Origin of the sequence: Flavobacterium salmonis (assembly GCF_903819435.1) — a bacterium.
GTDB lineage: Bacteria > Bacteroidota > Bacteroidia > Flavobacteriales > Flavobacteriaceae > Flavobacterium > Flavobacterium chungangense.
On record NZ_CAIJDP010000057.1, the window covers coordinates 111,258 to 136,848 of the forward strand.

Here is a 25,591-nt window from a genome sequence, read left to right on the forward strand (position 1 = left end):
AAAATTTTGAACTTTTTTCTTATTACATTTATATAGTGTACTTTTCTTTTAGCGGATTAATTAAAGATTGCTTTCTCCTTATAAATAGATTGGAATATTATCTGAAAATAAAAAAATTTAATTACAAAAACATTATGGATTTACTATTGGTATTACTTGGTTTTATATGTATGCTTATCGGAATTATGGGTAGCTTTTTACCTGTATTACCGGGCTTACTGAGTTGCTGGGTTGGATTATTATTGCTCTATTTAACAAAAGCAGTCGAAAACAACTATTGGGTTTTAGGAATCACTTTTATAATCATGGTTATCATCACAATTTTGGACTATATAATTCCTGCAAAAGGAACAAAACATTTTGGAGGCAGTTCTTTCGGTGTTTGGGGAACTAATATAGGCTTAATAGTCGGCATTCTTGCACCCATACCTTTTGGAGTAATTATAGGGCCTTTTGCAGGTGCATTTATAGGAGAAATGCTGTATGATTCGAAAAATCATAAAAGGGCATTTAAGGCCGCAACAGGTTCATTGATTGGGTTTTTAGCATCCAGTTTTATAAATTTTTTATTATGTGTAATTTATATGGGGCTTTTTCTTAATGTAATCTGGCAGAACAGAAGTTTACTTTTTTAAACGTATAATTTAAATTTAAGTTTTTTCTTATATTTTAAAACTTTACATCTAAAAAATAAAAATATTTTTAAATATTTATTACTTTATTTTAATAAGTAGCCTTTATATTTATTGATATTATCAATAATTGTTAATTAAACTACAAAAAAGGCAAAGCAAAATATTTAACTTATTTTTTGGATATGTTAATTTATTTTATATTTTTATCATTATAAACGACAAAATACCACATTTAATCGGTTATTGACAGCATTTATTAATTAATCCAGTATACAATTATGACCCCAAATCTACAAATTGAACTACGCCGCTTTATCTCGTCCAATGTTATCTCAAAACTGAACAAATTTTACTTCGAAAATGATGCTTTATTAATTAAGGCTATCGACGTTTCGTTAGGAACTGTGTTAATGGGATGCTACAACAATTTTAATGAGAAAACATTAGAAGAAATGACTGAACTTGTTCAGGACTCAGCATTTTACAAAGAAGTCGATTTTGCTTCTTCCCGAATTTTATCTGTAGACGAAAATTACAAATTAGAAGGAAATCAACTCTTAGAACAGATTTTCACCAGTAAAAAAGCCAGAATTACCGAAATGATTTCGAATGAAGTTGGCATAAAAAGTGAAACAGCACGTGAAGTGCTGAATTTTTCTACTTTACTCGTTATTTCTTATTTGAAGTTTAATGCGGAAGTAACCACAAGTTTAAAATTACTTTTAGATGAACAAAAAAGAGATATACTGAACAGTATACCTCCTGGAATAAAAATTATTTTAGGATTTTCTTGTTATGAAACTGTAGAAGAAAAAAATAATTCGCGTTTTGCAAGATCAATTTTTAATCTATTTGGAAACATTTAATTTTATAAACTAAAATTAAATTTTCTCAATTGGTCTTTTCTTCAAAAGCTTCAATAAAACAGGGAATGTAGAAATAATTACAATGATTATGATGATATATTCAATATGATGTTTCAGGTCAATTCCTTGTTTTAAAAACACTCCATATAGGTAATGGCCTGCGAATATCAATATAAAAGACCATAAAAAGGAACTCAAAATATTATAGAACATAAATTTCTTCTTATCCATAGAAACTATACCTGCCACAATTGGAGCAAATGTTCTGAAAATTGGTAAAAACCTTGCATAAATTATAGCCTTACCTCCATACTTTTCGAAGAAATCTTTCGATTGTAAGAGGTATTTCTTTTTGAACCAGAAACTGTCTTCTTTCTTAAACAAATAATAACCGCTTTTGGCACCAAACCAATAACCGGTCATATTTCCTAAAACTCCCATGATTGCTACCAAAAACGATAGTAAAAAGACGTTTAGGAAATCATTCGGAATAAAAATCATATTTTCAATCAGTTCCCCACTGTAAATTCCTGCTAAAAACAACAAACTGTCTCCTGGTAGAAAAAAACCCGCAAACAATCCTGTTTCTGCAAAAACAATAAACAATACAATATACAAACCTATTTGAATTCCGCCTATGCTTAAATTAATATAAAACTCAGGATTTATTAATTGAGACCAGTCAAAATTATTCATATACTATGGGGGGTTTATTATTGAAATTATAAAGCTGTGAAATTAACAATAATTTAGTTTAACCACAATAAATTACGGTATTTTAAACATAAATTAACTATTAAAAAGCCCAGGCTTTAAACCCGGGCCGTGAATAATTATTCTCTCTCATATTTACAACAAGTGTGTAAATTGTCATAATCTTTTTGAGTTGCTTTTACCTCTTTTGTATCGTGGCCTACCTTTGCAACTGCATTGTTTAAATCTGCTGTTGATGATTTCTCTTCATTTAAAATCACCGTCAGTTGATGTGAACTGATATCCCAATTGGCAGTTTTTACCCCCGGCACACTAAATGCTGCTTTTTCAATTCGTTTTTTACATTGTTCGCAATTACCATTTACCTCTGTAGTGTATTTTAAGTTTTTATTTTTTTTAGTTTGAGCCTGAGCTGAAAATCCTAAAAAAGTCACTAATGCTATTAAAATTATTCTGTTCATTTTATTAAATATTAATGTTATTGATTTTTGAAATTGATATTGTAATTATTTTATTTTAAAACGCAATCCTGCATAATACATCTGCCCAAAAATTGGAGCATATGCTACAGAAGCATCAAAGTTAGAGCCAAAAGGATCATCAGCACCCAAAATTGCTTTTTTCTGTTTGTAATTTCCAATGTTTTCCCCTCCAATATAGACTTCAAAAACTGATGAAAAAACTCGGGTTATCTGTGCATTCATAACAGCATACGAAGGTGAAAAATCTGAAAATTGATCGGACACAGGATTTGATGCAGTATATGGCAATTGTTGTTTTCCGGACCAATTAAAGGTATAATCAAATTTCCATTGTCTATCATCATTTAAATTAGTTTCGTATTCCAGGTTTCCTGAAAAACGATGTTTTGCCTGAAGTGGTCTCTGAAAAGTCCCTCTTAAATAATCTGTTTGGATATCATAATATTTGTATGCTGTTCTTAGATTCAAATTATGAATCAACTCATAGTTAAACTCTACTTGCAAACTATTTGCGAATGAATTTCCTTTTAAGTTATAGAACAAAACTTCCTGCGGACTTTGCATCAAATCGACAACGGCCTGATTTTGAAAATCAGTTCTGTAGATATCAAAACCTGCCTCAGCATTTTTATTAAAAAGTTTAAATTTCTGAGAAAAACTCAAACCATAGTTCCAGGCAATTTCAGGATTCAAACCATAAACTTTTCCGTTATTATCTAAAATTGAAAAAGTTCTTGAGCTTGCAAAAAGCTGTTGATTTTCAGCAAAAATATTTGCCGAACGTTTTCCTCTTCCAGCAGAAAGACGAAGAACCCCATCTTTCCAGGGATTGTAGCGAACATGAAGACGAGGTGTAGCAAAAAAACCCAACCGGTTATGATTATCTACTCTTGCTCCCAAAATCAGACTGAAATTATCCGCATTATCATAGGTGTATTCAAAAAATGCTCCAACAGAATTATCAATTCTACTATAATCGTTTATGTTAACAAATTCCTGATATTGATCATAAGTAAAATTCAACCCCGTTGTAAATTTATGCATTGTATTATTGATAATCGAATTGAAAATTAAATTCGAATAAAAACTATTCTGCTTAATATCATACTGATTTAAACCGAAATACGAATCTTGTTTATGACTATTAAAAGCATTTTGAAAACCAATACTTTGATATGGCATATCTTTAAAAACGTATCCAATTTTAGTAGAAACATCAAATCGTTCTGTATTGATTTCTGATCCCCAATGATTTGTTGTTCCACGATCTCTGTCTTTATCAAAATCCACTTCCCCTGTTTGTTTTTTATCATTCATATATCTGAAATTGATAAAACTTACCAAACCGCTTTCGGGATCATAATATTGATATCGGTTTAAAATATTGATTTGTTTTCCTAACGGATTATCCAGAAACCCGTCATCGTTCATATCATTTTTTGCCACGCGTGCATTTCCGTGCAAAAACAAACTTGTTGCCCACTTATCTGATAATTTTTTATTGAAGTGGGTATTCAATTCAAAACGGGCATCAGTAGATCCGTAAGCATTAAGAAAAAAGGGAATATCGTTTAGAGGCTTTAAAAGCTCTGTATTTATTTGTCCCGAAATACTTTCATACCCATTTATTACACTTCCTGCACCTTTTGTAATCTGAACACTTTCTATCCAGGTTCCGGGTGTAAATGACAATCCGTAGGCTTGAGAAGCACCGCGAACAGAGGGAATATTTTCTTCGGTAATCATCAAATACGGGCTTGTCAATCCCAGCATTTTTATTTGCTTTGTTCCCGTTAAAGCATCCGAAAAATTAACATCGATTGACGGATTGGTTTCAAAACTTTCTGCAAGATTACAACAAGCAGCTTTCAGTAGTTCCTTACTTGTAATAACAGTTGTATTAGCAGTAAGGGTATAGGATTTCTTAATTCCTTTTTGCTTTTTAGTTATTTTTACTTCCTCTAAATCTTCTTGCGAAAACACAGAAACAGAAAGCAAAATCATCATAAAAAGCATGATATTTTTTTGCATAAAAAAGATTTTAATGTTATTTAGAAATTCTGATTTAACCATTCTTAACAAAGAAGAAATATTAAAACAGACAGTTACAAGCCACAATAAAAGGGCTTGATTCTAAACATTAAAATCAGGAATAAAAAATGTATTGATTGTATAATTTGAATAAGGGGGGCGCATTTGCATCTGCATAATACGAAATAACCTGATTGTTTTTGAAATTTGGTACAGACAAAAAAGCAATTGGTGTATATTCCTTAATTAACGCTGGAAAAGAAAGTTGAAAAAAGAACACCTTAACAGTAGCATTATCTGATTTCTTTTCAAATTTAACCACTTTGTCTTTACAACAAGAAGACTTTTTCTCTTTATCTCCGCAGCACTTTTTAACAGGAGATACTGTAGTACTTAATGAAACAGAAGCAATCTTTCCTCCGCAATAATGCACATCAAGAGCAAATCCAATGTTGGAAACCAACAATAGGAAAGCTAAAAATAGTCCTGTGCATTTCTTTAAATTCATACTGCAAAAGTATTTAAAAGCCTTTAAAAACAATCTAATAAAATGTTATTTTTTGATATTTTGTTTCTGATAGTAAAAAGCAGGAATGAATAGCAGTACAAATATGGGTTGAATAATAAACCTTCTCACATAAAAAAGTAACCAATTTGCCTTTGGAAAATAAGTTATAATTATAAAAAACATCCCAAACAATACCAATAAAAAAAATCCATACATAAAAGTGCTGAATTTTAAACCCTCAAGATCCCTAAATAAAACATAAATAAGCATTAATGATAAAAGGGTATTAAAAAAATAACGAAAGAAAAGTCCATAAAAAAGTTTAAAAACATCTACTTCAGGAAATGGTGCATTTTTAAAATTGGATTCAAAATAATTCAAAAAGGGATCATAAAATAATTGACTTTCAAAAGCCCTTATTCCTATAAAACACAATACAATCAATGTTGCAATTAGAATTTTAGCTTTATGTTCATATATTTTATTTAGCATACTTTGAAAATTTATTAATCCAAAATATCCATAATAAAAAAACCAACCCATAAATAATTAAAGGAAAAAGGACTCCGTGCAAAATATGCACATTTTCCGGAAAACGATATATCAAAACGGTTAAAATAGCGATTCGAATCACATTCAAAATATAAATACAAAGGCTTCCTGCCAAGATGAATAATATAGTTGCTTTAAATTTTCCTGAAAAAGCAACTACAAAAGAGACAAACAGAATAAGCACGCTTACCGCATTACAGCCTTCCACAATTCGAACTGTACGTTTTTTATTATACCAAACTTCCAGAAAAGGAGATAATTGGTTTTTTTGAATTTTGATATCACAATTAAATAAATTCATTATTTGTTCAACATTTCGGCCAACAATATTTGTAACTCCATCCACATCATTCGCTTCAAAACTGTTTAAATAAAGCTTGTACCCTAAAGTGAGTATAATATAAGCTAAAAAAAAAGTACCTATAAAAAGAAGGAAGGGTTTAAATTGTATTAAATATTTTTTCAAAAGATTTTTTTTTCAAATTTATATATTTTTTGAGTTCAGCTTTAAATACTTTTGTATAAATATTTAAATTATGACATTTCAGGAATTACAACCCAAAGTAAGCGCTATTGTAGCTGATTCAAATAAGGACAGAGATGATAAATTATTAGCAATCTGTCAATTACTAAACACAAATATAGAATATTATAACTGGGTTGGCTTTTATTTTGCCAATCATGAAAACAAAACCTTGCATTTAGGACCCTACGTTGGTGCCGAAACAGATCATACCGTAATTCCTTTTGGAAAAGGGATTTGCGGACAAGTTGCCGAAAGCAACGCTAATTTTGTAGTGCCCGATGTAAAAGCACAGGATAATTATATTGCCTGTAGTTTTACTGTAAAATCTGAAATAGTGGTACCATTATTTGTAAACAGCATAAATATCGGTCAGATTGACATTGACAGTCACGTGATTGATCCTTTTACAGAAGCTGACGAGAGGTTCCTTGAATTCGTAAATCAAGAAGTTGCTAAATTATTCTAGAAGCCCTATTTTTATATAAAAAATAGACCTGAATGCAAAAAAACATCTTCATAGTATTTCTTCTTTTAGTTTCAGCAAACCTATTTGCACAAATTAACATGGTCTCGAAAAAATTTTTTCTTGATTCGTTAAATTGTGAAGCAAAACCAGATAACTATAGTTACACTCGGGTAATTACCAATTATTCTCAAAAAAGTGTCAGATACGTTGTTACTGATTTTTATAAAAACGGAAGAAAAAAAATGACAGGCGCAACCTTAGACAGAGATTTTTTGAAAAAAGATGGGGAATTTATCTATTATTACAAAAACGGCGCAAAGGAATCGGTTGTAAATTATTCTGAAGATCATAAGTCCGGTAAAGAAATTAACTGGTACGAAAACCAAAGTAAAAAGTCTGAAAAACAGAACCTATGGGATCCTAAAAAGAAAACATCACAAACCTTAATTCTTAATTATTGGGATGAAAACAATAACCAAACCGTAATTGACGGAAATGGTGAATATGAAGAAACAGATAAATTTGTAACACAAAAAGGAACTCTTAAAGACGGACTAAAACAAGGTGTGTGGACTGGAAACGATGCTTTCCGTAAAATTTCATTTACCGATAATTATGATCAGGGAATTTTAATTTCAGGATTTAGCATAGACGAAAACAATATTAAACTTTCTTATTCTTCCTTAAATAAAAAAGCTACAGTGAAAAATATTCAGAAATAGTTTATTTCATTATTAACAGCTATAAAATGAATACATTTTACACAAAACAAACAAATGCTTTTAGAATTGTAAATCAATAAGTTGTTAAATTGTATTAAAAATCATACATTCGTTTTCTAACTAACCACATTTATGAAACCGATTTTGTATTCAGTACTATTTTTTTTAATTCCAAAATTAGTTATTTCACAAGTAACTTCTAATATCAAAACCATCTATCTCGATTCATTATGGCAAAAAACTTCTCAGGAAAACCATAAATATTACCGGGTTATAAAAGGATATTATTCTAAAAACCCAGACATTTATCAAGTCAGCGATTATTATAAATCCGGAGTATTAGAAAAAGAAGGATTATCCAAAACAAAAGAAGGCGACTCAAAAACAGGAGAATTCATTTTTTATTATGAAAACGGTATTAAAAAATCCGTTTCAAATTACGTAAGCAATCTTTTAAGCGGCAAAGAAACCAAATGGTATGAAAACGGAATTTTAAAAGAAGAAGGCGAATATATAGTAGATGAGAAAAAAAAGACATCCTTATATAAAGTCAATCAATTTTGGAGCAGTAACAGCAAACAGAAAGTCATAGATGGTAATGGTGAGTATGAAGAAACCGGCGAAATGTTCTTTGCTTCGGGACAAGTAAGAAATGGGTTTAAAGATGGTCTTTGGGAAGGTTACGACAGAAAAACAGGATATACTTTTAGTGAAAACTATAAAAACCAGAAACTAGTTTCGGGCGTTAGTATTGACAGTGAAAAAGTAGCTCACAATTATACTGTAATAAAGAAAAAACCAGAACCTAAAAATGGATTAGAGAAATTTTATGCATATGTTGGGAGAAACTTCAAATATAATGTGCCAACAGGTATCAACGGTAAAGTCATAACTAGCTTTATAGTTGACGAAGAAGGCAAGCTTGTGGAGCCCAAAACAATAAAAAGTTTTGGATATGGGACTGACGAAGAAGCTATAAGAGTTATAACAAATTCTGAAAAATGGAATCCCGGAGAAATCAGAGGAATAAAAGTGAGATGTCAATATACATTACCAATCACTATTCAAAGCTCCACTAATATGTAAGCTTCTAAATTTAAATTTACCATTATCTTGCAATTCCAAAAATAAATAGTAAATTTGCACCCGTCTTACAAAAGTTGTCAGACATACATAAAAATCATTAAATAATATTGGAATGTATTTAACTAAAGAAAAGAAAGAAGAGATTTTCGCACAACACGGTGGTGCAACAAACACTGGAAGCGCAGAAGGTCAAATTGCATTGTTCACTTACAGAATTTCTCACTTAACTGAACACTTGAAAAAAAATCGTCACGATTACAACACTGAGCGTTCTCTTGTACTATTAGTAGGTAAAAGAAGAGCTTTGTTGGATTACTTGAAAAAGAAAGAGATTAACAGATATCGTGAGATTATCAAAGTATTGAATATCAGAAAATAATCAATATAGAAAAGAGGTGCGAAAGTGCCTCTTTTTGTTTTTACAAAATACAAGTCTTTCAGGCTGTTACAAGAAAAAAAGTTTGGTTTTTCATTGGGTTTTAGATAACAACAACTACACACAACAACACTACAACACAACTAAAACCCATTGTATAATCAATAAGGAAAAAAATTTATGATTCCACAATTATTTGTAGAAAAGATCGATTTAGGTGATGGCAGAAGCATCACAATCGAGACAGGACGTTTAGCCAAACAAGCTGACGGTTCTGTAGTAGTAAGAATGGGCGACACGATGATTCTTGCAACAGCAGTTTCAGCTCGCACCAGCAACCCAGGCGTTGATTTTTTACCGTTAACGGTAGATTACCGCGAAAAATTTGCAGCAGCAGGTCGTTTCCCTGGAGGTTTCTTTAAAAGAGAAGCACGTCCAAGCGACAGCGAAGTATTGACAATGAGATTAGTTGACCGTGTATTGCGTCCGCTTTTCCCAGACGATTACCATGCTGAAACACAAGTTATGATTCAGTTAATGTCTCACGACGGAGAAGTTATGCCAGATGCATTGGCTGGTTTAGCGGCTTCTGCAGCATTAGCAGTTTCAGACATTCCATTTTACAACTTGATTTCTGAAGTTCGTGTTGCACGTATCGACGGAAAATTAGTGATCAACCCAAGCAGAGAAGAACTAGAAAAATCTGATATCGATATGATGATCGGAGCTTCAATGGATTCTGTTGCCATGGTTGAAGGTGAGATGAAAGAAATTTCAGAAGCTGAAATGATCGAAGCTATTAAATTCGCTCACGAAGCTATCAAAGTTCAAATTCAGGCTCAATATCGTTTACAGAAAGCTTTTGGTAAAAAGGAAATCCGTACTTACGAAGGCGAGAAAGAGAACGAAGAAATTTACAAAAAAGTAAAAGCGGCGGCATACGATAAAATTTATGCTATTGCAAAAGTCGGATCTGCAAAACACGAAAGAAGCGCTGCTTTTGCTGAAGTAAAAGAAGAAGTAAAAGCCTTATTTACAGAAGAAGAATTAGCTGCTGACGGTGATTTAGTTGGTAAATATTTCTACAAAACAAACAAAGAAGCTGTTCGTAATGTAGTTTTAGAATTAGGAATTCGTTTAGATGGTAGAAAAACTACAGATATCAGACCAATTTGGTGTGAAACTGATTATCTACCAAGAGTTCACGGTTCTGCTTTATTTACTCGTGGGGAAACTCAGGCTTTGGCAACTGTAACTTTAGGAACTTCAAGAGAAGCAAACCAAATTGATTCTCCATCTGAACAAGGCGAAGAGAAATTCTACTTACACTATAACTTCCCTCCTTTCTCTACTGGTGAAGCAAAACCATTAAGAGGAACTTCAAGAAGAGAAGTTGGTCACGGTAATCTGGCTCAAAGAGCATTAAAAAATATGATCCCTGCAGATTGTCCTTATACAATCCGTATTGTTTCTGAGGTTCTAGAATCTAACGGTTCTTCTTCTATGGCAACGGTTTGTGCCGGAACAATGGCGCTTATGGATGCCGGAGTTCAAATGGTAAAACCAGTTTCTGGGATTGCTATGGGATTGATTACTGACGGAGAGAAATTTGCGGTATTGTCTGATATTTTAGGAGATGAAGATCACTTAGGAGACATGGACTTTAAAGTAACAGGAACTGCTGATGGTATCACTGCTTGTCAAATGGACATCAAAATTGATGGTTTACGTTATGATATTATGGAGCAGGCTTTATCTCAGGCTCGCGACGGACGTTTGCATATTTTAGGAAAATTAACTGAAACTATTGCTGCTCCAAGAGCTGATGTAAAAGCACATTCACCAAAAATCATCACCAGAACTATCCCTGGAAACTTTATTGGAGCATTAATTGGTCCTGGAGGAAAAGTAATTCAGGAATTACAAAAAGCTACGGGAACAACTATTGTAATCAACGAAGTTGACGAACAAGGTGTTATCGAAATCTTAGGTACAGATCCTGCAGGAATTGAAGCGGTATTGGCAAAAATCCAATCTATCACATTCAAACCTCAAATGGGAGAAGCTTACGAAGTTAAAGTAATCAAAATGTTAGATTTTGGTGCTGTTGTAGAATATACTGCTGCCCCAGGAAACGAAGTATTGCTTCACGTATCTGAATTAGCTTGGGAACGTACTGAAAACGTTGCTGACGTAGTTAAAATGGGAGATGTATTCCAAGTAAAATACTTAGGAGTTGACCCTAAAACTAAAAAAGAAAAAGTGTCTAAAAAAGCACTTGTTCCTAGACCTCCACGTGAGGAGAAAAAAGAGTAATCAGATCTTAGTTTACTAAAGGTTTATTCATAGAAAACCCCAAATTCAATAAATGAATTTGGGGTTTTTCGATTAAATACGTTTCTTTTTATTTCTTAAACTGCCAGTTAAAAAAAGGAAGTTTACGCTTTCCATTTGTATTCCAAAGCCCAAATTGCACTCCTCGCAATTCTTTAGAATTATTAAATAATCCGAGCTGAATTCCATTATGTCTTCGTGAAACATTCGAAATCCCAATCTGAATACCATTCCCAAAATCAGATAAATTAGCTAAACCTGAAATACTTAACCCGTTGAAATTTTTAGTATTTAATATCCCGCCAACAGAAAAACCATTCATTTTATTCATCCCTGAAAATATTGAAATATTGATTCCTCTCACTTCTGCCCCTCCCATAAAACCACCCGAACTCACATTTAATCCATTTACTTTTATATAACTTTTTATGTTGTCATCAAAAAAAGCGACATTACTTATAACATTGTCATTAATCCCCACAAATAATGACTCAAATGGAACATTTATAGAAAAAGAAATGAGAGCTAATGATATAGGACTAGCCTCAATATTTAGCCCATTAATTACCTGAAGTTGAATGTTTTGATTTTCAAAATGGCCTGCCCCCAGAGCAAAACCATTTACTTTATTAACTCTTTTAGAAATTGGCGACAAACTGAAAATTTTAACGCTGTCATTTCTTAAATTATTATCAGATTTCCATCTGAAATAATCCAGCTTTATTTCTTTTCCATCTAATATTACAGAAGAATCTAAAGCAATATTGTTTACCTGTGTATGATCTGTCACTTTTGAAAAATTATGCTGTCCAAAACTCAATACACTGAACATTATTATAATTAAGGCATATTGACATCTTCCTGGTTTTAAAACTCCTTTTTTATTTAATGTTTTCATGATTTTTTATTTTAATTACACATTAAAACCTTTTTTAATTATAAAATTCAGGCTTCCCCATTTTGTGTAAATGCTTAAAATGCGAAAACATCATTTCAAATAAGGTCTTATGATGATAAGGCTGTTTGTATTCTTTTGTAGTTTCTTCGATTATCTCATTTATTTCACTATAATTAGTATGACAGATATTAGGAAAGAGGTGATGTGCCGCATGGCAATTTGACCCACCGCTTAAAAACCTTGCCCAACCTTTATTGGCATCCCAATCACAACTAGTGTATAATTGATGAACCGCCCAGGTATGCTCAAGAAATTCTCCCTCAGGCTGTGGATAATCTGCTCCATCAAAAAAATGCGTCCCCACAAGCATGATAATAAACACCATCGATGTAAAAGCACTAGCGGTTAGAAAAGTCAACACAATAAAAGTCCAGGAAAAGTCAGCGTACAATAACGGAAGCGCTAACACTAAAGAAAAATAAAACACTTTATACAGTAAAAATCTAAAGTATAATTCAGCCTTTGAAACTCCTCGTTTCATCCAGTCGTATTCATCTGAAAACAAATACACCCAATCGCTCATAAAAACAGAATGCAGTAAAGTAAACATATAAACAAATGGCGCATAATATGCCTGATATTTATGCTTTGGTTTCCATGGATGCGTTGGGCTCAGCCTCAAAAATGGATTTTTATCTATATCAATATCACTTCCTTCAACATTTGCATACAAATGATGTGACCGAATATGCCTTAATCCCCAAAGTAAAGGATCGATTCCTACTGTCACAAAACTAAAAAAGTGTAACACTGAATTTGCTTTTTTATTTCTGAATGCCGTATCATGAGACGCATCATGTCCAAAACTGAATCCGATCAATAATCCTGACAATTGAAAAACCACATATAAAAGCCAAAAAATAGTTTTATCAATGTTCAAGAATAACAACGAATACGACGAGTAGCAGATTAGAGTCCAAAATAAACCTTTAAACCAAAATCTTGCATCTCCATGCGAAACGGTTTTATCTTTGAGTTTATCATTAACTTTTTCTTTTAAAGCAAGAAAAAATAGCTTTTCATCTGCCGATTTATTGAAATATTTAGCTTTCATAATTATAGATTATTTTAAAATTACAGAGCAAAACTATTGCAATTATCACATCTGCATTTGCAAAAACTAATAAAAGTATTTTCTATATTTGCGATTATCACAAATTATGAAACATCAGGAATCTTTTTTAAAAGCAATTAGAAGTAAAGTTTCTAAGTCTGAATCGTTAATAGATGAAATCGCCGCTATCCTGGAAATCAGTTACGATGCATCACACCGAAGAATCTCCCAAAAGTGTAAATTCTCTATCGACGAGACCATTAAACTAGCTAGCCATTACAATATTTCTTTGGACAATTTATTTTCGAAAAAAGAAAAGGTTATTATCGAAAAAACAATTGAGATTGAAACCTTAAAGGACATGCTGCAGTATTTCAAATCATCTGCTGAACAGATAGCATTTTTAACCAAAAATCCAAAAACAACCTTGTTTTATTCCGCGAAAGACATTCCGCTATTTTATTTTATGGACGGTACAATTTTATCAAAATTTAAGGCTTTTGTATGGTTAAATCTTTTAAAAACAAACCAGAAGAAAGTTGCTTTTGAAAATTTCGTAATCGATGAATCTTTTTCGGAATACATGCAAACACTAAAAAAAACATATGAAAATACTAGCGTAAATGAAGTTTGGAATGACACTACAATCAACAGCAGTTTACAGCAAATTTTATACTTTTATGAATCAGGGCTACTGAATCTAAAAAGTGCAAATGCATTATGTAAAGACTTAAAAAGGATTGTACATTTAATTCAGGAAAAATGCAATGCTTCTAATACTAATTTTGCCCTCTATTATAATGAACTCATATTATTAAATAACAACATGATGATAGAAACTCCTGAAAAACTTACCATGTTTGTTCCATATACCCTGCTAGGATATTTCATTACTGATAATGAAGAAAGCTGCAAGAATGTACATCAGTTTTTTAAACAGCAAATTATCAATTCAAAACCCTTGGGACAATCCGGAATTAAAGAACAGAATCTATTCTTTAACAGAGCAATACGAAAAATAGATCATTACCAGGAAAGAATAAATTCTGAAGTTGATTTATTATTTTAAAAATATTTTTTCTTCATCTGTAACTTTTTTGCATCTTCTTACGTATAACCATTTGTACACTTTAAAAAAATAGGGAGACAACAACATGAGACAACTTAAAATTACCAAGCAGGTAACCAATCGTGAAACTGCATCGTTAGACAAATATCTACAAGAAATTGGAAAAGTTGACCTAATTACCGCCGATGAAGAGGTAGAATTAGCACAAAGAATAAAGGCCGGTGATCAAAGAGCATTAGAGAAATTAACAAAAGCCAACCTACGTTTCGTAGTATCTGTGGCTAAACAATATCAAAATCAAGGATTAACTCTTCCTGACTTAATTAATGAAGGAAACTTAGGATTGATTAAAGCAGCTCAGCGTTTTGATGAAACCCGTGGATTCAAATTCATTTCTTACGCTGTATGGTGGATTCGTCAATCGATTCTTCAGGCTTTGGCAGAACAATCACGTATTGTTCGTTTACCATTAAACAAAATTGGTTCTATCAATAAAATCAACAAAATGTATGCGCTATTAGAGCAATCTAATGAACGTCCGCCTTCTGCTGAAGAAATTGCAAAAGAACTTGATATGACTGTAAATGACGTAAAAGAATCTATGAAAAACTCGGGTCGTCACTTATCTATGGATGCACCTCTTGTTGAAGGTGAAGATTCTAACCTTTATGACGTATTACGTTCGGGAGAATCTCCAAACCCTGACAGAGAATTAATTCACGAATCTTTACGTACTGAAATCGAGCGTTCATTAGAAACATTAACTCCAAGAGAAGCAGACGTAGTTCGTTTGTATTTTGGTCTTGGCGACCAACATCCAATGACTTTGGAAGAAATTGGAGAAACTTTTGACTTAACCCGTGAGCGTGTACGTCAGATTAAAGAAAAAGCAATCCGTAGATTGAAACACACCTCAAGAAGTAAAATTCTTAAAACCTATTTAGGTTAAACAATATTTGTTTCAGGTTTAAAGTTTCAGGTTATTTTTTGTAACTTGATATATGAAATATGAAACCTTTGTAACGCAGACAACAGTTTGATTGACTGTTCGTTTTTTGATTGATGATTGAAACTCCGGCTGATTACCGGAGTTTTTTATTTTTTATAATTACCTTTGCAAAAAATAACACAACAACCACACAATGAAAAATACACTTATTGCTCCTTCTGTTCTTGCAGCTGATTTTGCCAATTTACAGCGTGATATCGAAATGATCAACAACAGTCAGGCTGACTGGTTTCATATTGATATTATGGATGGGGTTTTTGTTCCGAATATTTCTTTTGGAATGCCAGTTTTAGAAGCTATTGCTAAACATGCAAAAAAAACCATCGATGTTCATTTAATGATTATTGATCCGGATCGATATATTAAAACTTTTGCAGATTTAGGAGCAAATATCCTAAGTGTACATTATGAAGCCTGCACTCATCTGCACAGAACTCTTCAAGCTATTAAAGCTGAAGGAATGAAAGCAGGAGTCGCAATCAATCCTCACACAAATATAGATTTATTAGAAGATGTAATCAATGATATTGATTTAGTTTGCATTATGAGTGTAAATCCCGGTTTTGGAGGCCAGTCGTTCATAGAAAACACTTATGACAAAGTAAGAAAACTAAAAGCATTAATTAACCGTAAAAACGCTCCAACACTAATAGAAATTGACGGCGGTGTAACCAATAAAAATGCAAAACAATTAACAGAAGCAGGAGCTGATGTATTAGTTGCAGGAAGCTTTGTTTTTAAAGCAGAAAACCCAACATCAACTATTGCCGATTTAAAAGTCCTTACTGCTTTTTAAGTTTTTTAAATTAGGGAAGAAATCAATTCCGGTCATTTTTTCTAAAGTTTCAACTGGGACTACAAATTCATAAATTCCTTTTTGACTTTTTTCATTCGGAATTAAAAAAGCAATAGCCTTATGTTCCTTTCCTGATTTAGTCACAACAATTTTATAAAAATATTTAGGAACAGAAACCTCTTCTGTTCCTATTTTTATATCAGAATCTTTCAAAACTCCTCCCGTCACAACGTATACATCATTATATTTTTCTGCCCAATAACGAACTTTGTTTTCTAAGCGATTCCATACACCGCTATTAAATTCATGATTCTGAGGCGAAATATTCGAAGTATAAAATGTATCGTCGTATGCTTTTTTATCAAATTCCATGTCTCCTGCAGGACAAAGATGCCCTTTATCGTATCCGGATTTTTTATAATTTCTCCAATCTGCCGAGCCAGTTGTTACCTTCGGATCTTCAATAAAATAAGGTCTTTTGAAATCATTATTTTTCAAGTACTCTTTTTTCAATTCGTATGCTACCCATTCTGCCTGCTCAAATTTTTCATTATATGACAATGTGTAATAATCATGTTTTACAATTTGCTTTGTTGTAGAAGTAGGTAAATATGCGATTGTATAACCCGCTTTTGAAACATCTTGTATTGAAGTGACAAAAGTATTTTGTGCCAACAGTGTTTCTTTTTCGTTTTTGTCTTTTTTACAAGAGACAATAAATAGTGTGATTATAAATAAAACGAGTATTTTTTTCATGTTCAATGATTATATTTTTGAAAAAAAGCTCCATAATTTTAAAAAATATGGAGCTTTGATTATAAATTCAACTAATTTTCAAAAAATTATGATTTAACCAGTTTATCTTTTTTAATTTTAGACGAATTAGTTTGTCTATTAAGATTGGTTTTAGCCTGTAAATCATCTAATACGTTCAGAGCCTCTTCAACATAAACATCTTTTGCCAAAGCCTGATGCCAGGCTTCTCTTTTTTCTTTTAAAGAAGCGTCATTAGCAATTTCAGCATTTTCATAAGGCAACGATTTAAAAACTAAATTATTTTTATAATCAGCGATTGGTTTATATTTCTTGCCTTCACTTTCTACTTGCTCTTGTGTTGCTTTAAAACTTTTAATATTTAAACTATAAGTATTCTCTTTGTTTTTAACATCAATCCATTTTGCATTATCTTCAATTAATTTAAATTGAGGATTTTCAGCAATTCTGTTTTTACTATTAAGGATCGCCTGATTAAAATTTTCATTTGAATTCCACATAGTATAGTTTGCAGGATCTATTTTATCCCAAGGCATTGCATTATCCATATCGCGTTCACCCATTTTTAAATAAGCATAACGGTCCGGCATAACAACATCACTTTTTACTCCTTCTAATTGAGTTGAACCACCATTAATTCTGTAGAATTTTTGGGCTGTTGCTTTTAATGCTCCAAAATCTCCAAACTCACTATTACGAACAAACTGATTTAAGTCGATAACTGTTTGCACTGTACCTTTACCATAAGTTTGTTTACTGCCAATGATAACACCTCGCTTGTAATCCTGTATTGCTGCTGCCAATATCTCAGATGCCGAAGCAGAGAAACTATTTACCATTATTACCAAAGGTCCATCCCATTCAATTTTTTTATCCTTGTCATATAAAACCTCTTTCTTTTTCCCCGCAGATTTTACCTGAACAATTGGGCCTTCTTCAATAAATAATCCAGCAATATCAACTACAGTAGATAGTGATCCTCCACCATCATCACGCACATCAAGTACAATTCCGCTGATGTTTTCTTTTTTAAGTCTTTCAACTTCTATTGCGATATCTTTACCGGCATCTCTACCATCTTTATTTTCAAAATCAATATAAAATTTAGGTAAATAAATTACACCATATTTTAATCCATTTTTTTCAACAATACTTGATTTTGCATATGTTTCTTCGATTTCTACAACATCTCTAATGATTGAAATAACTTTGATTGTTCCATCTACTTTTTTTACAGTAAGCTTTACTTCTGTTCCTTTTCGTCCTTTAATTTTTTTCACTACATCATCAAGACGCATCCCTACTACATCTACAGGCTCTTCATTACCTTGCCCTACTTTTATGATTAAATCACCCGCTTCAAGCTGTTTTCCTTTCCATGCAGGCCCTCCTGAAATTAATTCATCTATTTGAGTAAAGTCATTTTTCTTAGTCAAACGAGCACCAATTCCTTCTAATTTTCCGCTAATATTTACATCAAAACGATCTTTTTCCTCTGGTGCAAAGTAACTTGTATGAGGATCAAAACGAGTCATAATTGAATTGATGTAAACCGAAAACCAGTCGCCTTTGTCCAAATCTTTTATGTTCCCAAAAGACTCATCCAAAGATTTTAAAGAACTTTCACGTGTTTCTTTTTCCAAAGCTTCAAACGATTTTATTTTATAAGCCGGATCCGTTTTCTTTTTATCTTCCTCTAATTTTTGTTTTGTTACTAAAGATGAAAGAGTTGACAATTTAATTTGTTTTCTCCATCTTTCATTTATTTCAGCTGTATTTTTTGCATACGGAATCGTCTCATAATCTGCATTAAAAGTCTCATCTATATTATAATTGAATGGCTGTGCCAAAAGAACTTTATACCTTTTTTTGCTTTCTTCCATACGCTTCATTAATCTCGTATAAGTAAGATTAAAAAACGTCAAATCTTTATTAATAAACTGATCATCCAGCATTAATTCATATTGCTTAAATTCATCAATATCAGATTGCAGAAAAAAACGTTTTGAAGGATCAAGCGCTTCAATATAATCTTTAAAAATTCCTTTTGAAAATTCATCATCTATAGGTGGCGGATTATAATGTCCTTTTTCTATAACGAAGGCCAATAACTCCAAAAGCATTTTGTCTTTATTTGGATCCGGATCTATGGTTTTATCTGCATTTACTTTGAATGCAAACAAAGTTACAGACAAGCATAATACGGCTATGAGGATTTTATAATTTCGTTTCATAAATTTAATAATAGCATTCATCAATTTTTTAATCTAAGTTATGGTAAAAACCAAGCCAAAAAAGCCAAGTCTACTATAATTTTTTGTTAAAGATATGAAAATCTTTGAATCGCAAAAAGCTTAGATAAGTTAGTTGACAAATTTTAGTTCATTTGTTACTATTCTAAGAAAATCTGTTCCTACATTTGTCTTCAAAATCTTATATTCACAATAATTCTTACCATGAAAAACAAAAAGCCTTTAATATTAGTAACAAACGATGATGGCATTTCAGCTCCCGGAATCAGAACTTTAATTGATGTTATGGCAACTATTGGTGAAGTGATTGTTGTTGCACCAGATAAGCCTCAAAGTGCTATGGGACATGCCATAACTATCAACAATACTTTATATTTAGATAAAATATCAAAAGAAAACGACACTATTACAGAATATAGCTGCTCAGGAACTCCTGTAGATTGTGTAAAACTGGCAGTAAATGAAATTTTGAAGAGAAAACCTGATTTATGTGTGTCCGGAATCAATCACGGCTCAAATTCTTCTATAAATGTGATTTATTCAGGAACTATGAGTGCCGCTGTTGAAGCGGGAATAGAAGGGATTCCGGCTATAGGATTTTCATTACTAGATTATAATTGGAATGCTGATTTTGAGCCAGCCAAAACATTTGTGAAAAAAATAGTCTTAGAAACCCTTGAAAAAAAATTACCTCATGGTGTTATTTTAAATGTTAATTTCCCGAAGTTAAAAGAAAAAGAAATCAAAGGCATTAAAATCTGCAGACAGGCAAAGGCCCTCTGGGTAGAAAAATTTGACAAACGACAAACGCCTTTTGGAAAGGACTACTACTGGCTTTCAGGCGAATTCGTAAATCAGGATAAAGGAGATGACACTGATGAATGGGCATTAGAAAATGGATACATTTCTGTTGTTCCTGTTCAATTTGACTTAACTGCACATCATGCAATTCAACAACTAAACACATGGGCTCTAAATGAATAAAAAGGACATATTTACAGGCTTTATTATTGGGATTTTCACTTCTTTATTTGGAAGTTATTTGTTCATTACCTTTTTTACAAAATTTGATCTTTCTACTGGAATACAAACAATTAAAGAAAATGGATATTTAGGAAAAGTCATCACATTAGGCACAACTTTGGATCTTATCGTTTTTGCGGTTTTATTAAAAAAGGACAAAGAGTTTATGGCTGGCGGAGTCATTTTAGCAGTGATTGTTTTGGCAATTTCAACTTTACTGACTTAAGTTATATCTTTGCATTACATTTTTCACCTTCATTAAATTCAGGTGATTATTCAAGAAACACTATCTACTCATGAAATACTACATTATTGCAGGTGAAGCCTCTGGCGATTTACACGGTTCTAATTTAATGAAAGCCTTATATGAAGAAGACCCCAAAGCTGAAATTAGATTTTGGGGAGGAGATTTAATGCAAAAAACAGGCGGGACTTTAGTAAAACATTATCGTGAATTGGCCTTCATGGGATTCATAGAAGTGGTTTTTAATTTAAAAACCATTTTAAATAATATTAAATTCTGCAAAAAAGATATTTTAGAATTTAAACCGGATGTCATCATTTTTATTGATTATCCGGGATTCAATATGCGAATTGCAAAATGGGCAAAAGCATTACATTATAAAACTCATTATTACATTTCTCCTCAAATTTGGGCCTGGAAAGAAAACCGAATTACTGCGATAAAAAATGATGTAGATAAAATGTTTGTAATTTTGCCTTTCGAAAAAAGCTTTTACGAAGATAAACATGAATTTCCGGTAGAATTTGTTGGGCATCCTTTAATTGATGCGATTCACAACCAGCCTGTTTTTGACGAAAATATCTTTAGGAAAGAAAATCAATTGAGTGACAAACCAATTGTAGCAGTTTTACCCGGAAGCCGCAAACAGGAAATTACCAAAATGTTAAGCGTAATGTTAAGCGTTGTTGATGACTTTAAAGAGTATCAATTTGTAATTGCAGGTGCGCCTAGTCAGGATTTTGATTTTTACCAACAGTTTATTTCGAATAAAAACATCAAATTTATTTCGAATAAAACATATGATTTACTTCGATCTTCAACAGCTGCTTTAGTAACCTCAGGGACAGCAACTTTAGAAACTGCACTTTTCAAAGTTCCGGAAGTTGTTTGCTATAAAGGAAGCTGGGCATCCTATCAAATTGCAAAGCGCATTATAACCTTAAAATATATTTCACTGGTCAATTTAATCATGGACGAAGAAGTAGTAACCGAATTAATTCAAAATGAATGCAATACAAAAAGAATTAAAGACGAATTACAAAAATTACTAACACCGGATTATCGTCAGGATCTTTTAAAGAAATATGATATCTTAGAACAAAAACTTGGAGGAATTGGAGCCAGTAAAAAAACTGCTAAACTTATAGTTGAAGATTTAAAAAAACAATAAATTTTATCGTTTTGAAAAAGGCACTATTTCTAATCCTATTTTCTATTTTGTCAGTATCATGCAAAACAGGTTCAACTAATGTTAGTAAGGAATCTAAACATGAAACAAAATACATTGTAAATAATTTGATTGAAACTGCTACTGATAATATTGGTACTCGTTACAAAGCTGCCGGAACTACCAAAGCTGGTTTTGACTGTTCGGGATTAGTATATTCTACTTTTGAAAAAGAAAACATAAAACTACCCAGAAGCTCTTATGAACAATCGAAGATTGGAAAAATAATCAAATTTGATGATGCCAAAAAAGGAGATTTAATTTTCTTTAAAACCAATAAAAGCAAGCAAATTAATCATGTTGGACTCATAACAGAAGTCAACCGTGAAGAAATAAAATTTGTACACTCCTCTACGTCAAAAGGAGTAATTATTTCTTCAACAAAAGAAACTTACTATAAAAATTCATTTGCTCAAATTAACAGGATAGTTGAATAAGCTCAAATAAAAAAGTATTTTTCTTACATTTTTTTATACTTTTATGATATGAAAGTATTAAAATTTCCTCTGACAAAAATCACAATTTGTTTTATAATTGGTATTTTGACCGCCTACTTTTGGCAACCGCCTCTATTGTCAATAAATTCTGCTTTAGCTACTGTACTACTTACGTTTACTGTCTCTTATTTTTTATCCAGGAAAAAAAAGCAATTCATTAATCTATTTACTATAAATACATATGTGATATCATTTTTAATCGGCAGCGTAACTTTATTATTTCATACCGAATCATTACAAAAAACAAATTATACAAATTGTAAAAAAGCTTTTGAAAAACCACAAAACATAACCCTTTGTCTGCGTGAAAAATTAAAAGCGAATGATTATAATGACAGATATATTGCTTTAATCAGTAAAATTGATAATCAGCATTATTCAGGGCGCATTATTATAAACATTCAAAAAGACTGTTTACCCAATTCACTTATAATTGGAAATATAATTCAGCTAAAAACTACCTTACAAAACAATTCTTCTCCCAAAAATCCGAATCAGTTTGATTACAGTAAATACTTAAATGACAAACAAATCTATGCACAGGTTTATGCTGCAAAATCAGAAATCAGCATTAATAAAAGAATACGAAAAGACATTTGGTATTACACAGCAAAATTGCATACAAGGATTGTAAACAATCTTACCCAAAACCATTTTAATCCGAATGAAATGAATGTCGCCTTAGCCCTTATCTTAGGGCAGAGACAAGAAATATCACCTGATATTGTTCAGGATTATCAATTTTCAGGTGCTACACACATCCTTTCGGTATCAGGACTTCATGTAGGTTTTATTATGTTGTTTATTGCTTTTATTCTAAAACCAATTGGCAATACCCCAAAAGGTTCTTTTATAAAGTTAATTGCGATTTTAACTTCACTAATTATATTTGCCATAATTTCAGGTTTATCTCCCTGTGTCTTACGATCTGTGGTGATGTTTTCATTTTTGGCCATTGGCAATCATTTACGCCGAAATGGCAATACCTATCATACTTTATTAGTTTCAATACTCTTAATATTACTTTTTGAGCCTTACTTTTTATTGGACATTGGTTTCCAACTAAGTTATTTGGCACTATTTTTTATTCTCTGGCTACAGCCAATATTAAAAAGTTTATGGAATCCCAAAAACAAAATTACCGCAAACATCTGGAATGTCTTAACTGTATCATTTGCTGCACAAATTGGAACCCTGCCACTGTGTTTATATTATTTCCATCAATTTCCCGGACTGTTTTTTGTAACTAACATTATTATTATTCCAATTTTATCTTTCATCATGGTTATCGGAATAATAGTCATGATTTTGGCTATTTTTAATATAGCACCACAATTCCTGGTCAAAATCTTAGAAAAAAGTATTTATCTGCTAAATAAGGTCATTCATTTTGTAGCTTCATTTGATTCATTTGTAATAAGAGACATTAGTTTTAACACTTATTATTTATTTGCTTTTTACTTATGGATAACATTAACTATAGTTTGGATAAAAAAACCAAATTATTTAAAACTGACTGCAGTTTTGAGTTCTGTAATTATTTTACAGCTTTCTTTTTTGCTTACAAAAAAAGAAGTCCAGAGCCAACAAGAAATCATTGTTTACAACATAAAGAAAAAAACAAGTATATCTGAAAGAAACGGAAAAAATGTTACTCTTTTTTACAACAATGAGCCGTTAAAAAAAATATCAAAAAATAACGTTTTAAATTCTTATTTAATTGGCAATTTTAGCCTGTTGAAAAAGGAAACAAAAATTAGAAACACTTTGTATTTTAATAATAAAAAGATTTTTATTATTGATAGTTCAGGTATTTATTTAGAGAATGTGCAACCAGATATTTTGCTGCTAATACAATCTCCAAAAATAAATTTAAATCGTCTTTTAAAAAGCACTCACCCTAAAATTGTTATCGCAGATGCATCAAATTCATATTCGATTCAAAAATATTGGAAAACGACTTGCGTGAAACAAAAAATCCCTTTTCATTCTATTACTGAAAAAGGATTTTACAAACTAAGTAATTAATTATTGTGCATTCAATATTAAATTAGAATCGTTTATCCAACCATCAACTCCTGTGAAATTGTACGGCAGCTTACCCAATACACTAAAAGATCTTTCATCATTTCTTATAAAAGCTTTTGCTAAGTACACTTCGGGCAGATTTGCGACTCCAAAGGCATTTTTCAATTTAATATTCTGATCTCTTTCTTCGGTTGACATTTCAGTATCAGATAAGTCAAGTTTTACTAAAATAACATTTTTTCGAGACCATTTCTCAAAATCTTCCGTGTTAAAAACTTCATTTTGCAAATTTTCAGGAGCATTTGCTGCTGTAAATAAAATTAGCATTGGTTTTCTTATTTCATTGCTTAGAAGTATAGCATCTGTAATGTTAGTTTTCCACTCTAATACCTGCGATTTCATTGAAATATTAATCAGAAAGAATGCAAGAATAAGTAATTTTCGGGTCATATTTAATTGGTTTTCGATTATATTAATAAAACTAAATTAACATAAAATAAACATCGAAAGATCCATTTGAAAACAATATTTATTGCTAAAAAGTATTAAAATGAAATCAATAATTTATGATTAAAATTTTAAATTTAATTGAATTTTTAATACTTTAAAATTTCAATTATTCAACTACTGCCTAATTTCTTTTAAATAAAAAACCCTTTCCAGCAATTACCAAGAAAGGGTTGTACGAATAAAGTAAGAAGCTTACCTAAGCTACTATTCACTTGGATGCAAAATAGCTTCTGACTCAGAAATCCATGCTTTAGCACCTCCCGGCTTATATCCAATTTTACCAAGAGCCTGAAAAGTAGTTTTATTTTTTCTGATGGATGCACTTGCAAAGCAAACTTCGGGTAAATCTTCAACGCCAAACGCATTTTTAAGCTTGACATTTTGCTCTTTATCCGTATCTGAGGCATTAGCATCAGATAGATCTAATTTAACTAAAATCACATTATCTCTAGACCAAACTGCAAAATCAGGTGTTTTAAAAACTTCATTTTGTAGATTATTTGGAGCACTCGAAGCAGTAAAAAAAATCAACATCGGCTTATTTTCTTCATTACTTGCAGCGATAGCAGTATCCATACTGGTCTTCCAAACTAAATTTTGGGCTTGAAAAGTTATTGTCCCTAAAAAGAAAATTAATAGAAGTAGTTTTTTATTCATAATATAAAGATTTGGTTGGTTAGCAAAACGAAATTAACATTATATTTTAATTATACAAGATTTTTTACACTTAAAATTATACAATACATTTTTTTAGCCATAATATTTTATCAATATAAAATATTTATCGAAACTACTACACAGAAATTAAAACACATTTTCTTACTAAAACAAAAAATCCTCTCACTTTGAAG

The 25,591-nt window shown here is 31.5% G+C and carries 27 protein-coding genes; 15 read left to right on the forward strand and 12 right to left on the reverse strand.

What is annotated here, in order from left to right; all coding sequences use genetic code 11:
* The first annotated feature begins 134 nt into the window (after positions 1-134).
* Positions 135-635 carry a DUF456 domain-containing protein gene (locus tag FLACHUCJ7_RS03080; RefSeq protein WP_180907875.1) on the forward strand — a complete coding sequence of 167 codons (501 nt, stop codon included), beginning with the start codon at positions 135-137 and terminating at the stop codon, positions 633-635.
* Positions 636-913: 278 nt separating this feature from the next.
* Positions 914-1,501, forward strand: coding sequence for a DUF937 domain-containing protein (locus tag FLACHUCJ7_RS03085; protein ID WP_078227088.1), 588 nt, complete (start codon positions 914-916; stop codon positions 1,499-1,501).
* A 15-nt stretch (positions 1,502-1,516) separates the two neighbouring features.
* Here the strand turns inward: FLACHUCJ7_RS03085 and FLACHUCJ7_RS03090 are convergent, their stop codons facing one another.
* From FLACHUCJ7_RS03090 to xrtF, 6 genes are all read right to left on the reverse strand, one after another.
* Positions 1,517-2,197, reverse strand: coding sequence for a DedA family protein (locus FLACHUCJ7_RS03090; protein WP_031454249.1), 681 nt, complete (start codon positions 2,195-2,197; stop codon positions 1,517-1,519).
* 137 nt (positions 2,198-2,334) lie between these two features.
* A complete protein-coding gene (locus FLACHUCJ7_RS03095) occupies positions 2,335-2,676 on the reverse strand; it encodes a heavy-metal-associated domain-containing protein (RefSeq protein WP_031454248.1) in 342 nt (113 codons plus the stop codon).
* A gap of 45 nt (positions 2,677-2,721) precedes the next feature.
* Positions 2,722-4,728, reverse strand: a complete 2,007-nt coding sequence (locus FLACHUCJ7_RS03100) for a TonB-dependent receptor plug domain-containing protein (RefSeq protein WP_180907876.1) — start codon at positions 4,726-4,728, stop codon at positions 2,722-2,724.
* A 115-nt stretch (positions 4,729-4,843) separates the two neighbouring features.
* Positions 4,844-5,236 carry an HYC_CC_PP family protein gene (locus tag FLACHUCJ7_RS03105; RefSeq protein ID WP_180907877.1) on the reverse strand — a complete coding sequence of 131 codons (393 nt, stop codon included), beginning with the start codon at positions 5,234-5,236 and terminating at the stop codon, positions 4,844-4,846.
* A 45-nt stretch (positions 5,237-5,281) separates the two neighbouring features.
* Positions 5,282-5,728 (reverse strand): exosortase F system-associated membrane protein, encoded by a 447-nt coding sequence (locus tag FLACHUCJ7_RS03110; protein ID WP_180907878.1) that lies wholly within the window; start codon positions 5,726-5,728, stop codon positions 5,282-5,284.
* Entirely contained in the window at positions 5,718-6,254 is a 537-nt protein-coding gene (xrtF, locus tag FLACHUCJ7_RS03115) for an exosortase family protein XrtF (RefSeq protein ID WP_078227086.1), read from the reverse strand. The genes FLACHUCJ7_RS03110 and xrtF overlap by 11 nt, the downstream gene beginning before the upstream one ends.
* A 70-nt stretch (positions 6,255-6,324) precedes the next feature.
* Between xrtF and FLACHUCJ7_RS03120 the strand changes: the two genes are divergently transcribed.
* From FLACHUCJ7_RS03120 to FLACHUCJ7_RS03140, 5 genes are all read left to right on the forward strand, one after another.
* Positions 6,325-6,780: a GAF domain-containing protein gene (locus tag FLACHUCJ7_RS03120; protein ID WP_031454243.1), complete on the forward strand. Its 456-nt coding sequence runs from the start codon at positions 6,325-6,327 to the stop codon at positions 6,778-6,780.
* A gap of 32 nt (positions 6,781-6,812) precedes the next feature.
* Positions 6,813-7,502 carry a toxin-antitoxin system YwqK family antitoxin gene (locus FLACHUCJ7_RS03125; protein WP_180907879.1) on the forward strand — a complete coding sequence of 230 codons (690 nt, stop codon included), beginning with the start codon at positions 6,813-6,815 and terminating at the stop codon, positions 7,500-7,502.
* A gap of 132 nt (positions 7,503-7,634) precedes the next feature.
* Entirely contained in the window at positions 7,635-8,588 is a 954-nt protein-coding gene (locus FLACHUCJ7_RS03130) for an energy transducer TonB (RefSeq protein WP_180907880.1), read from the forward strand.
* Between the two features lie 112 nt (positions 8,589-8,700).
* On the forward strand, positions 8,701-8,967 hold the full coding sequence (rpsO, locus tag FLACHUCJ7_RS03135) for a 30S ribosomal protein S15 (RefSeq protein WP_007804772.1): 267 nt from the start codon (positions 8,701-8,703) through the stop codon (positions 8,965-8,967).
* A gap of 177 nt (positions 8,968-9,144) precedes the next feature.
* Positions 9,145-11,280, forward strand: coding sequence for a polyribonucleotide nucleotidyltransferase (locus FLACHUCJ7_RS03140; protein ID WP_180907881.1), 2,136 nt, complete (start codon positions 9,145-9,147; stop codon positions 11,278-11,280).
* Positions 11,281-11,368: 88 nt separating this feature from the next.
* Here FLACHUCJ7_RS03140 and FLACHUCJ7_RS03145 read toward each other — a convergent pair whose 3' ends face one another.
* A complete protein-coding gene (locus FLACHUCJ7_RS03145; protein ID WP_180907882.1) occupies positions 11,369-12,196 on the reverse strand; it encodes an LA_2272 family surface repeat-containing protein in 828 nt (275 codons plus the stop codon).
* Positions 12,197-12,230: 34 nt separating this feature from the next.
* A complete protein-coding gene (locus FLACHUCJ7_RS03150; protein ID WP_180907883.1) occupies positions 12,231-13,310 on the reverse strand; it encodes a fatty acid desaturase family protein in 1,080 nt (359 codons plus the stop codon).
* A gap of 106 nt (positions 13,311-13,416) precedes the next feature.
* Here FLACHUCJ7_RS03150 and FLACHUCJ7_RS03155 point away from each other — a divergent pair, with 106 nt between their 5' ends.
* The 3 genes from FLACHUCJ7_RS03155 (at position 13,417) to rpe (ending at position 16,184) form a co-directional block, all read left to right on the forward strand.
* Positions 13,417-14,379, forward strand: a complete 963-nt coding sequence (locus FLACHUCJ7_RS03155) for a hypothetical protein (protein WP_180907884.1) — start codon at positions 13,417-13,419, stop codon at positions 14,377-14,379.
* Positions 14,380-14,464: 85 nt separating this feature from the next.
* Entirely contained in the window at positions 14,465-15,328 is an 864-nt protein-coding gene (locus FLACHUCJ7_RS03160) for a sigma-70 family RNA polymerase sigma factor (protein WP_007804760.1), read from the forward strand.
* A 193-nt stretch (positions 15,329-15,521) separates the two neighbouring features.
* Positions 15,522-16,184: a ribulose-phosphate 3-epimerase gene (gene rpe, locus FLACHUCJ7_RS03165; RefSeq protein WP_078227080.1), complete on the forward strand. Its 663-nt coding sequence runs from the start codon at positions 15,522-15,524 to the stop codon at positions 16,182-16,184.
* Here the strand turns inward: rpe and FLACHUCJ7_RS03170 are convergent.
* Positions 16,161-16,940 (reverse strand): DNA/RNA non-specific endonuclease, encoded by a 780-nt coding sequence (locus FLACHUCJ7_RS03170; RefSeq protein ID WP_180907885.1) that lies wholly within the window; start codon positions 16,938-16,940, stop codon positions 16,161-16,163. The genes rpe and FLACHUCJ7_RS03170 overlap by 24 nt on opposite strands.
* 86 nt (positions 16,941-17,026) lie before the next feature.
* The gene (locus FLACHUCJ7_RS03175; protein ID WP_078227078.1) at positions 17,027-19,213 is read right to left on the reverse strand and encodes a carboxy terminal-processing peptidase; all 2,187 of its coding nucleotides are present in this window, start codon (positions 19,211-19,213) and stop codon (positions 17,027-17,029) included.
* A 201-nt stretch (positions 19,214-19,414) separates the two neighbouring features.
* Here FLACHUCJ7_RS03175 and surE point away from each other — a divergent pair, with 201 nt between their 5' ends.
* From surE to FLACHUCJ7_RS03200, 5 genes are all read left to right on the forward strand, one after another.
* Positions 19,415-20,194: a 5'/3'-nucleotidase SurE gene (surE, locus tag FLACHUCJ7_RS03180; RefSeq protein ID WP_078227077.1), complete on the forward strand. Its 780-nt coding sequence runs from the start codon at positions 19,415-19,417 to the stop codon at positions 20,192-20,194.
* Positions 20,187-20,459 carry a hypothetical protein gene (locus FLACHUCJ7_RS03185; RefSeq protein WP_031454233.1) on the forward strand — a complete coding sequence of 91 codons (273 nt, stop codon included), beginning with the start codon at positions 20,187-20,189 and terminating at the stop codon, positions 20,457-20,459. Before surE ends, FLACHUCJ7_RS03185 begins: the two co-directional genes overlap by 8 nt.
* Before the next feature lie 70 nt (positions 20,460-20,529).
* Positions 20,530-21,648 carry a lipid-A-disaccharide synthase gene (lpxB, locus tag FLACHUCJ7_RS03190; protein WP_078227076.1) on the forward strand — a complete coding sequence of 373 codons (1,119 nt, stop codon included), beginning with the start codon at positions 20,530-20,532 and terminating at the stop codon, positions 21,646-21,648.
* A gap of 11 nt (positions 21,649-21,659) precedes the next feature.
* The gene (locus FLACHUCJ7_RS03195; protein ID WP_180907886.1) at positions 21,660-22,142 is read left to right on the forward strand and encodes a C40 family peptidase; all 483 of its coding nucleotides are present in this window, start codon (positions 21,660-21,662) and stop codon (positions 22,140-22,142) included.
* A 48-nt stretch (positions 22,143-22,190) separates the two neighbouring features.
* Positions 22,191-24,230, forward strand: a complete 2,040-nt coding sequence (locus FLACHUCJ7_RS03200; protein ID WP_180907887.1) for a ComEC/Rec2 family competence protein — start codon at positions 22,191-22,193, stop codon at positions 24,228-24,230.
* On the opposite strand, the gene FLACHUCJ7_RS03205 is transcribed toward FLACHUCJ7_RS03200, so the two are convergent.
* Together FLACHUCJ7_RS03205 and FLACHUCJ7_RS03210 are read right to left on the reverse strand one after the other, a co-directional pair.
* Positions 24,231-24,680, reverse strand: coding sequence for a hypothetical protein (locus FLACHUCJ7_RS03205; protein ID WP_078227074.1), 450 nt, complete (start codon positions 24,678-24,680; stop codon positions 24,231-24,233).
* A 264-nt stretch (positions 24,681-24,944) separates the two neighbouring features.
* Positions 24,945-25,397 (reverse strand): thioredoxin domain-containing protein, encoded by a 453-nt coding sequence (locus FLACHUCJ7_RS03210; protein ID WP_078227073.1) that lies wholly within the window; start codon positions 25,395-25,397, stop codon positions 24,945-24,947.
* Positions 25,398-25,591 lie beyond the last annotated feature (194 nt).